This is a genomic window from Nonomuraea mangrovi (genome assembly GCF_042681425.1).
GTDB classification, from domain to species: domain Bacteria; phylum Actinomycetota; class Actinomycetes; order Streptosporangiales; family Streptosporangiaceae; genus Nonomuraea; species Nonomuraea mangrovi.
In genome coordinates this window covers 1-9,411 of record NZ_JBHUFV010000010.1, presented here as the reverse complement: position 1 = coordinate 9,411, position 9,411 = coordinate 1, and the positions used below count along the sequence as shown (strand labels likewise).

General features: G+C 65.1%; 10 protein-coding genes and 2 pseudogenes. 6 read left to right on the top strand and 6 right to left on the bottom strand.

Annotated elements, in window-relative coordinates; all coding sequences use genetic code 11:
* Nucleotides 1-452: 452 nt before the first annotated feature.
* Both ACFSKW_RS06650 and ACFSKW_RS06645 read right to left on the bottom strand, forming a co-directional pair.
* Nucleotides 453-1,160: a sulfite exporter TauE/SafE family protein gene (locus ACFSKW_RS06650; RefSeq protein WP_379570251.1), complete on the bottom strand. Its 708-nt coding sequence runs from the start codon at nucleotides 1,158-1,160 to the stop codon at nucleotides 453-455.
* Between the two features lie 38 nt (nucleotides 1,161-1,198).
* The gene (locus ACFSKW_RS06645) at nucleotides 1,199-1,468 is read right to left on the bottom strand and encodes a YciI family protein (protein ID WP_379570249.1); all 270 of its coding nucleotides are present in this window, start codon (nucleotides 1,466-1,468) and stop codon (nucleotides 1,199-1,201) included.
* Between the two features lie 59 nt (nucleotides 1,469-1,527).
* Here ACFSKW_RS06645 and ACFSKW_RS06640 point away from each other — a divergent pair, with 59 nt between their 5' ends.
* Nucleotides 1,528-2,193 carry a Crp/Fnr family transcriptional regulator gene (locus ACFSKW_RS06640; protein WP_379570247.1) on the top strand — a complete coding sequence of 222 codons (666 nt, stop codon included), beginning with the start codon at nucleotides 1,528-1,530 and terminating at the stop codon, nucleotides 2,191-2,193.
* A gap of 109 nt (nucleotides 2,194-2,302) precedes the next feature.
* Here the strand turns inward: ACFSKW_RS06640 and ACFSKW_RS06635 are convergent.
* A pseudogene (locus ACFSKW_RS06635) lies at nucleotides 2,303-2,533 on the bottom strand (integrase core domain-containing protein); the annotation flags it as partial.
* A gap of 205 nt (nucleotides 2,534-2,738) precedes the next feature.
* Between ACFSKW_RS06635 and ACFSKW_RS06630 the strand changes: the two are divergent.
* From ACFSKW_RS06630 to ACFSKW_RS06620, 3 genes and pseudogenes are all read left to right on the top strand, one after another.
* Nucleotides 2,739-3,101, top strand: coding sequence for a hypothetical protein (locus ACFSKW_RS06630; protein ID WP_379570245.1), 363 nt, complete (start codon nucleotides 2,739-2,741; stop codon nucleotides 3,099-3,101).
* Nucleotides 3,020-3,460: an IS3 family transposase gene (locus ACFSKW_RS06625; RefSeq protein WP_379570253.1), complete on the top strand. Its 441-nt coding sequence runs from the start codon at nucleotides 3,020-3,022 to the stop codon at nucleotides 3,458-3,460. The genes ACFSKW_RS06630 and ACFSKW_RS06625 overlap by 82 nt, the downstream gene beginning before the upstream one ends.
* Before the next feature lie 18 nt (nucleotides 3,461-3,478).
* Nucleotides 3,479-3,746: pseudogene (locus ACFSKW_RS06620) on the top strand (hypothetical protein); the annotation flags it as partial.
* Between the two features lie 243 nt (nucleotides 3,747-3,989).
* Here the strand turns inward: ACFSKW_RS06620 and ACFSKW_RS06615 are convergent.
* The 3 genes from ACFSKW_RS06615 to ACFSKW_RS06605 form a co-directional block, all read right to left on the bottom strand.
* Nucleotides 3,990-4,991, bottom strand: coding sequence for an alpha/beta fold hydrolase (locus ACFSKW_RS06615; RefSeq protein ID WP_379570243.1), 1,002 nt, complete (start codon nucleotides 4,989-4,991; stop codon nucleotides 3,990-3,992).
* Nucleotides 4,992-5,029: 38 nt separating this feature from the next.
* Entirely contained in the window at nucleotides 5,030-5,290 is a 261-nt protein-coding gene (locus tag ACFSKW_RS06610; RefSeq protein WP_379570241.1) for an AbrB/MazE/SpoVT family DNA-binding domain-containing protein, read from the bottom strand.
* A 975-nt stretch (nucleotides 5,291-6,265) separates the two neighbouring features.
* Nucleotides 6,266-6,673 (bottom strand): ester cyclase, encoded by a 408-nt coding sequence (locus ACFSKW_RS06605; RefSeq protein ID WP_379570239.1) that lies wholly within the window; start codon nucleotides 6,671-6,673, stop codon nucleotides 6,266-6,268.
* A 494-nt stretch (nucleotides 6,674-7,167) separates the two neighbouring features.
* On the opposite strand from ACFSKW_RS06605, the gene ACFSKW_RS06600 reads away from it, so the two are divergent.
* Both ACFSKW_RS06600 and ACFSKW_RS06595 read left to right on the top strand, forming a co-directional pair.
* Nucleotides 7,168-8,511: a glucose/sorbosone family PQQ-dependent dehydrogenase gene (locus ACFSKW_RS06600; RefSeq protein ID WP_379570237.1), complete on the top strand. Its 1,344-nt coding sequence runs from the start codon at nucleotides 7,168-7,170 to the stop codon at nucleotides 8,509-8,511.
* A gap of 58 nt (nucleotides 8,512-8,569) precedes the next feature.
* Nucleotides 8,570-8,731 carry a hypothetical protein gene (locus tag ACFSKW_RS06595; RefSeq protein ID WP_379570235.1) on the top strand — a complete coding sequence of 54 codons (162 nt, stop codon included), beginning with the start codon at nucleotides 8,570-8,572 and terminating at the stop codon, nucleotides 8,729-8,731.
* Nucleotides 8,732-9,411: the final 680 nt, after the last annotated feature.

Here is a 9,411-nt window from a genome sequence, read left to right as displayed (position 1 = left end):
TACCTCTTCCAGACTTCTGTCAGCTTATGTAGCCGACTGTCCGGAATCTGTTTGGCACCTCAGACCGACTGAGACGCGACTGTCCCAACAGCGTGGTGAATCTTGCACAACGCCATCCCACTGGACACCGCCGCGACACCTCGGACCTCGCGATCCGGGATGATATGGGCGGCGTCCACAGTGCGCCGGCAGAACAGGACGATCTCGGCACCGGCCGGGACGGTCAGCTCGTCGGGCTTGGCGCTGGCGGCGCGGACGGAGAGGCCAGTGGAATGGAGGCTTTGATGATCGCCTGACCGACCTTGCCGCGGCCGCCGGTGATGAGGGTGGTCATGGTTACTCCTGTTGCATTCATCAGGGCTTGTTGCCGCCATTTCCTGGCGGTGGATCCTTCGGTCGCCGGGCCCAGCGTTCTCCAATCTGCGCCGACCCCCATCTCAGCCAGACACCCCTCAACTCTTCATCGCAGTGACGATCGCGGTGGCAGCACTGGCGAACAGCAGGATGGCCACGAAACCTTCGCCGCAACGAGGGGCCAGTAGTCCAGCTACTCGCTCGCCGAGCTGACGGCCAACGAAGGCGAACGGCCAGCCGATGCCGGCACTGATCAGGGACTCCGTATTCACGGACCCGGCAGCGTTGAGCAGGGCCAGGCTGACGAGCCCGCTGGCGAAGAACACCCACGCGAGAGTCGCTCGCAGTCGAGGCCCGGAAATGCCTTGTATCTGCATGGCGATCACCAGCGGAGGCCCGTTCGTTCCTGTGCTCGTCGACAGGATTCCTGCACAGGCACCGCCGAGCAGATCGAGGAGACCTCCATGACTGCTGACCCTGATGCCCTTGATCATTGTCACCGTCAGGCAGAGGACCACGACCCCGATCACCCCCTGCATGACCCGGTCACTCAGCACCGATAGCAACCACACACCGACTGGCGCAACTGCCGCGGCAGCCCCCACCATCCGGACAGCGACATCGCGGCAAGCCACCCGGCGGTGACGTAGCGACGACCAGGCGTTGATCGGCAGGGCGATCAAGCACAGAGCCACCACCGACTCCTTGGGGCCCGCGACCACCGCGAGCAAGGGCGCAGCGACCAGTGCGAACCCAAACCCTGTGACCCCCTGAGCGAAAGCCGCCACCACGACAATCACCGGCATTGCCAGAAGACCTGCGGATATCACCAGATCAGTTCTTTTCAACCATGTTCAGGCTTCAGAATGGGGCACCACACGCGCAGCGAGACCACGTCGACGCCCGACGTGGAGTAGTACGGGTCCTCGGCCATGATCCGATCCACCCGCGCACGGTCGACGGTGAATACCAACAACGCTCCCGAGTCGTCCTCCCACGGGCCGGCCAGAAGCAGAGCGCCCTGCTCGTGCAGGGCGCGCAACCGTTCCCGGTGAGCGGGCCGCGCCGCCAGACGCGCGCGGTCGTTGGTAAAGGACAGTTCTACGCAGATCACGGAGGGAACGGTACGGACTCCTCGCCCGCGCCGCTGTATCGCGAGATACTCTCCCAGATGTGGACAAGGGGAAACTGGCGGCGGTACCTCTGTTCTCAATGCTCGAGGATGCGCGCCTCGACTGGCTCGCCGAGCAGTGCCCGCCGCGGGAAATCCCCGCGGGCGCCACTGTCGCGCATTTCGGTGACCCGGCTCAGCATCTGGTCATTCTTGAGCGGGGGACCCTGTCTGCCACTTACGACACCGGCGACGGCTCAAGGGTTCGATTCGCGACGGTGACAGGGCCCTGCGTGATCGACAAAGCCTCGGTGCTGGACGGCGGAGCGCACACGGCCACCTGGACCGCCTCGGCCGCCTGCCGGGTTCGCTTCCTGCCAGCAAGCCTCCTTCGAGGTCTCATCGACGAAGTGCCGACGCTACGCGACCACGTACTGCGCCATCTGTCGGGGCAGGTGAACCGTGACCGGCGGGCCCATGTCCGCCGCGCCGCGCCGCAGCCGGTCGTCCAGATCGCAGGCTGGGTCGCCGAGTCCATGCGCGAACAAGGGAGCCGGATCACGCTGCCAGGGGCGCAACAAGGACTCGGCGAGGAGATCGGTCTGTCGCGGGTCACGGTTAACCGCGCTCTGCGAGTCCTCGCCGAGGCAGGCGCCATCCGTATCGAGCCCGGCATCATCGTGGTGCTAGATCCCAGACGACTCACCGCCATGTCCGGTAGAAGCTGAACCTCCCGCTGCAGGAATCTGGTGCTGCACAGCAGCCCCAGCTATCGCAGTTCCTGTGCTGCTTCAAAATCCATCATGCAGGGCTTGAGCTGGGATTTCTCCGAAGCGGCTACGCGGCTCGGTGATACTCGTTGATCAGCCCGCCGAGCACCTTCCGGCGTTCGATCCATCCTTCCAGCGGCATCACGGTCTGCTCGTCGTGATCGGGTGGCTGCTGCGCGCGGGACTGGCGCGGCCGATGGCCGTTGAAGTGATCGGCATACTCGGCCAGCACCGACCGCAGGTGCCGTTCGTTGTAGATCAGCATGCGGTCGGTGCACTCGGCCCGTACGGTGCGTACCCACCGCTCGGCCTAGCAGTTGGCCCGCGGCGTGCGCGGCGGGGTCTTCACCACCGTCTGATTTGAAGGACGAGAAGAGGCCCCACCTACCAAGGTCTTCTGGCCCCACCCCATGGGCGCGGGTATGTGTTCGGCGAGTTTTGGCCCCACCCCTCCAGCAGCCGTGAGACTCTCGAGATGCGCGTGACGTTGCGGGGTTCGGGTGATGCCGAAGACCAAGGTGGAGCTGTATGCGGCGATCCGGCGGGATGCTCGGATGGAGCACCTGTCGGTCCGAGCTCTCGCGCTCAAGTACAAGGTGCACCGCAGAACGGTCCGGGACGCACTGAAGTCGGCTTGGTCGACGCCGCGCAAGAAGATGGCGCCGCGAAAGTCGGTGCTGGACTCGTTCAAGACCGCTATCGATCAGATGCTGCGGGCCGACCTTGACGCTCCCCGCAAACAGCGGCACACCTCCAAGCGAATCTTCGATCGGCCTCCGATGAGATCTATGGGGCGCCGCGCATCCATGTTGATCTGCGGGAGATCGACGGTGTCCGGGTGGGCCGCAAGCGGGTGGCCCGGCTGATGCGCGCCGCCGGGCTGGCCGGGGTGAGCAGGCGCAAGGGCTGTCGCACCACCGTCTCCGACCGGCAGGTTGCGGCTGCCTCCGACCTGGTTCAGCGTCAGTTCACCACGGCCGAGCCGAACCGCGTCTGGACCGCCGACATCACGTACGTGCCGACCTGGCAGGGCTTCGTCTACCTGGCGGTGGTGCTGGATGTGTTCTCCAGGCGGATCGTGGGCTGGGCGATGGCCGATCACATGCGCACCGAGCTGGTGACCGACGCGCTGGCGATGGCGATCCATCAGCGCCGGCCAGACGCTGGGGTGATCCATCACAGCGATAGGGGCAGTTCACCTTCGCGTCGGGGCTTGGACCGGTAGATCGTGCTGCGTGACGCGGACCTGTCCCTGGTCGGTATCGACTCCACCACCGCCCGGGCCCATCACGACGCTGCCGGGATGCGCCTGGACCAGGACGGCCTCGCCGCTCTGGCGAAGGCGGCCGAGCAGGAGAAGACCAGGTCAAAGGGGGCGGCCTCGGCGAACCGGCCGGGACACCGAAGACGATCCCGAGAGGGAAGAGCGGCGGCACATCCGGCGCCGGCGGAAACTCCGGCTGAAGGCCGTCCTCATCGGACGCTCCAGGGGCGGGCAGACCAGCAAGGTCCAGTCGACAGATCAGAACGGCCTGCGCCGGCACTTCACGAAGGTCCTCGGCACCACGCCCTCCGCCTACCGCCGCGCCTTCCGGAGTGCCGGCGACACGGAGTGACCGATGCGTGCTCGGCCAGAGCGGCGGCAAGAACCTCGGCGCTCGCCCCGCCTCCAGTCTCGCTGGAGGGCGCCGAGTCCGCGGCAGCCCCCATCCACCTGTGCGAGCGCAGCCTGATCGTGGAGGCAAGAGCGAGCTCTATCTCATGGGATGAGATTGTTTCAAGGACGGCAGGGTGTCGACGAAATCGGTCACGGCAGCGATGAACTCCCGGGGCTTGTCGTCGTGGATGACATGCTTGGCGTCGATTCGGCGATAGACGGTCTGAGGGGCGAGCTCGCGTACCCGGCCAGCATCGTCATCGTCCATGGCACCGACGAGTCCGTACCTGTCGTACCGGTTCCAATTGGCGTGCAGCAGCAGGACGGGGGCGGTCGTCGTCCGTAGGGCGGCCTCGTGCGAGAGGCTGCCGTAGAAGCGGCCGTCGACGAACGCCCTGGCGAAGTCGGGGTCGAACATCGATGCGGCCCGGATCAGCTCGTTCAGGGATCGTGGTAACCACCGAACGCCGAGACTGGCCGGGCGGCCGGGGTGCTGCCGTTGGTAACGGGTCACCAGGCGGTCGAGGAAGTCGATGAATCGATCCGGCATCCGGATGGTCTTGGACTCGGCTACAGGGATTTCCTGGCGATAGATGTCGGCCAGACGCTGATGATCGAGATCACCAAGCACCTGTACGTAGTGGGCGAGACTGTTGTAGACCCAGCGGTCCCGGTCGCGGAAGCGCGGCATCTCGGCCGAGAAGATCGGCGGGTCCTCCAGTACGATCGCTGCGACCTGTTCAGGGACGTGGGAGGCACACCACAGGGCGAGGATGCCGCCGGAGGAGTTCCCGCTGACAATCGCGGGTCTGCCGACGACCTGCCGCACGAAGCGCGCCACGTCCGTGCCCGCGGAGTCCCATGAATAGTCCCCGGGCGTCCAGGAGGAGTTCCCGTGCCCTCGGAGATCGATGGCGTACACCGTGAACCGTCGCGCGAGCTTCGGCATGACCTGGCGGTAACTGCTCCACAAGCTCATCTGGCCAGGGATGAGGAGGACGGGCACGCCTGCTTCGGGACCGCGGACGCAGTTGATGAGGACGCCGTCGAACTCGGCGAACTCCTGGCGGAAGCCGGCCCTGGCCAGCTCGGGTGGCAACGGTTCACGCTGCCCCTCGAACGGGTTTCGGTAGCCGGTCACTGGTCCGTCTCCTGGCCGGGATCGGTGTGCGCCTCTTCCTGCACGGCGAGGACACCTGTTGCGAAGTTCCGGAACCTCTCGTTGTCGACCAGCGCGATGCCCTGTTTGCGGTCCACGAGCACGAGCAGGGTGTCGCCCGGCTGGAGGCCGAGCAGGTCCCGCGCATCCTTCGGAATGACGATTTGCCCCTTCTCGCCGATCTTCACGGTCCCCACGATGTACCGGCCGTCCGGCCCCTCGATCATCTTCCCTGCCATGCGCCCCACCCTCCGGTGAGCCAAGTACGACTTTTCTTACTTATCCAACTTTACGCACATATGCCCCCCGCTGCGACCGCACGCCTGGAGCAAGAACGCCGCACGGTTCAGCCCTGCGGGTGCCGATTAATCATCCGACTAGGTCAAGCCGCGTGTCGGTACTCCTTCAGTACACCTCCGAGCCGATCACGTCGGCGGAGATCCAACAAGGCAATCGAGGCCGAGTCGATGCCGGGATCAACGAGTGGTCGAACCGGAGCAGCCTGTCAGAGCCCGATGAGGCCGGTGTTCGTTGCCAGCACGGCGTCGAAAGCCGCGGTGAACTTGGCATCTCGGTCACGGATGAGGAGTCTCGCTGCGGTGCTCGCGTCCTGCAGGTCAATGACGAGGCTACGGCCGGAGCTGGATGACCCACTCCCCCGTCGGGTGCGCAGCGACACCGAGGATCCGCACCCGGCGGATGGCGTGCTCGATGACCGCCAAGACGTACAGTCGCGCCCCCATCAGCGTGCGGACCTCGAAGAAGTCGCAGGCCAGCAGCGCATCGGCCTGACTGCGTAAGAAATCGGACCAGGTGGTGTGCTCCCCGTTCTGGAGAGGGGCCGATGCCGTGGGCTTTGAGGATCTCCCAGACCGTGGAGGCGGCGATCTTGATGCCGAGCGCGGCCAGTTCGCCGTGGATCCGCCGGTAGCCCCACGAGGAGTTCTCCCGAACCGGCAGCAGCACCAGGACGCGGATGGATCGGACGGTGCGTGGGTGTCCCCACCGCCGATGAGCACTGGCTGCGGCGTGCCGGCGCCGCAGCAGATCACGATGCCGGGGCAGGATCGTGTCAGGTCGGATCAACAACGTGAGGCGCCGCAGCGTGCCGGAGGACAGTCATCGTGGCGGCCATCTGGGACACCGGCCGCACCGTCAACCAGGTCTCCCTCTCTGGCGCGTCTGACGAACCTGCTGTGAGGCGGTGCTCTCCGTTACCCCGCGGGGACTCCGAGCTGGTGCAAGACGGTGAGCATGTCGTAGTAGTCCCGCTCCCGATAGATCTTGCCGTCACGCACCTCGACCACATTGCAGGAGCACACCTCGATCTTGCGACCCGTGGCAGGAATGTCGCGGAAGTCGGCCAGGTGCGTGCCGCGGAATGTGAGCTCCGTCACGACGACGCCGCCCTGCTCGTACCGGCCTCGCACGTCGAAGGACAGGTCGGGGAACGCGTTCGTGAACATCTCGGCAAGCTCGACGGCGACGTCTGCACCGCGCCGTTCGGCTCCGTCGCCGGTGATGCTGGTGTACTCGGGATGGCAGAGCTCCCGTAGCCGACTGAAGTCCCGCTTGCCGAAAGCGTCGAGCATCTCCTGCACCACCGTGGAGGCGCTTCCCATCGGACTCCCCCTTCTACGCAGTCGTGCGCGTCACCCGGGTCCTGTCAGCGGACGATTTGGTGTGAGGTCGACGGTCGACCTGGCCTCTCTTTTGAGGCTACTCCCCGGTGAAACAGAGCAACGGCATCTGCCACGCCGTCGAGTGCGGCATCAACCGGCTCAAACCCCATCGCGCTGGAGCCACTCGCGATGACAAGCTCGCCGTGCGTTACGAAGCCGCGATCCCCGTCGTGGCGATCAACGAATGGCGCCAGGCCGCTCGCGGCGCCTTGCAACGCCGGCCCGCGACGTCGATCCGGCCGCCCGCGGCACGGCCGGCGTCTGCATATTCGTGCCAGAGCCGTTCTTCTTACAGTCCCGCCTCCTCAGGTGGAGGTCAACCTTTAGATCATCAGCGTTTGGGGCTAGTGGCACGTGCGTTAAAGACACCCCAAAATCGCCCGCCATATCCGCTTATGCGTTGCTTTGTAGCCCGCTACGGGCACAAGTGCAGCATGGACGGAATACTGCAGGTCTTCGCCGCAGGGGCAACCGCGGCGGCAATTGTGGTCAGTCCAGTGCCGGGCTCCGGCGCTAGCCCCGGGCCCGAGCCGACGGTCGTCGCCGCAGGCTTGAAGGATCCGTATGAGCTGATCATGGGTCCCGATGGTCACCTGTGGTTCACGGAGAAGAGCGGACTGAAGGTTAACCGGGTCAAGCCGGACACCGGCACGGTGAGTACCGTGCTGGATCTGTCCGGCCAGGCGATCCACAGCCCGATGGGCAAAGACGGGGTGTTGGGCCTGGCCTTGCATCCTGACTTCGGTAAGGGAAAGGGCACTGACTACGTGTACCTGTCCTACACCTACAAGGGCCGGGACGAGAACAAGACCAAGCTCGCTCGTTACACCTGGGCCGACGGCAAGCTGGCCGACGCCCATGACATCCTCACCGAACTGCCGTCCAGCAACGATCACCAGTCTGCTCGCCTGCGTTATGGGCCGGACGGCATGCTGTACTACACGATCGGCGACCAGGGCAACAACTACGAAACTCGTCACTGCCACCTCAATCACGCGCAGACACTGCCCACCGTCGACCAGGTCGCCAAGCGGGATTGGGTGACCTACCAGGGCAAGGTGCTGCGGATCGCGCCCGACGGCTCGGTCCCGGGCGACAATCCCGTGATCAATGGGGCGCGCAGCCATGTCTACGCCTACGGCTTCCGTAATCCCGACGGGATGGCCTTCAAGGATGGCCAGCTGTTCGTGGCCGATCAGGGGCCGAGCACCGACGACGAAATCAACAAGGTAGAGGCCGGCAAGAACTACGGCTGGCCCGATATCGCCGGATACAAGGACGACCAGGCCTACGTCTACGGCGCCTGGGCCCAGGCGCCCGACTGCGCCAGCCTCCCCTACGACCCCAACAAGATCCCCTCGCAAGTGCCACAGACCAAGGAGAGCGCCTTCACCAAAGCCTTCCAGAAGCCGCTGTCGACCTATGGCACGACCGTCAAGACCGGCTACAACTTCGGCCTCACACCGACGTGCACCGACCCGAAGTCCGCCTACATGTGCTGGCCTACTTTGGCGCCGTCAAGCTTGGAAGTCGCAGGCGACGACTTGGTGATCACCATGCTCAAGGAAGGCATCGTCTACCGGGCATCCAGCGACGGCCAGATCAAGGACAAGCTATATCGAACCGTCAACCGCTACCGTGACACGGCCTTGAATCCTGACGGCAAGACCCTGTACATCGCCGTTGACTCCGCCGGGATCACGAGGGACCTGCGCGGAGCACCCACCACCAACCTGGCCAACACCGGAGCGATCTTGGCGGTGCCGTACAGCGGTTAATCCTCAACCGGCGCCGGGCTGCGACCGCAGAGGCATCCGCCGAAACAAGGAAGAGATCATGAACGAGCAGAACAAGCCCGCGCAGGCTCGCCGGCAACCGCCGCGCAACCACGCGAAGAAGCCACGCAGCCATGGCGAGCAGACCACCTGGCACAAGCCTTCCTACCGCGTCATCGAGGCGTCCATGGAGATGTCGGCCTACTTCTTGGCCAACAGGTAAGCCTGCTGAGGACTCACATGCGCGTGCAGGTTCTCGGTAGAGAACGAGTTCTCCCATGCGCCGGAAATAGTGCGACGATCATGACCCGTGTCCTTTCCGGAGCGCGGGCCATCCCTTCGATCTGACCGGAAGGCGAACTTCGATGGCGAGGATCACCGATGCCCGCCCGCTGCACCACCGCCGCTGACACGTGCCCGCACACCAACCGCGCCCGCCTCGGCTACGACCGCGCCCACGTCCTGCTCGACAAGTACGCCGGACCCCACCCGCGCCAGCTGAGCCACAGTGAAGTGTGGACGACACGCAGAGGACGTGACCAGCCCGTGGGATTGGGTTCGAGCCCCTTCTCCCAGACCTCCTCGGGTTCGCGGTCGTCAGCGCGGAATGAACCGCCCCGACTTTGATGGAGAGCTCAGGGGTTGATTCCAACGGTCTCGTTGGGCTGGCGTTGAGCGTAGTAGAGGGCTTCGTACTCCTGCGGCGGGATGTTGCCGATCGAGGAGGGCGGATTCAACTGATCGTCGCAACACCTTGATCGCAGGAGGATGTTGTGGCGCAGGGAAGAGCACGTGAGGCGCTCAAGGCTGGGCGTCCGCCGCTTCAGTCACCGGGACGGCCGGGTTGCGTCCACGGAAGTGGTGTACGAGTTTGACCTGCTCACAAGCGTGGCAGCCGTGAAT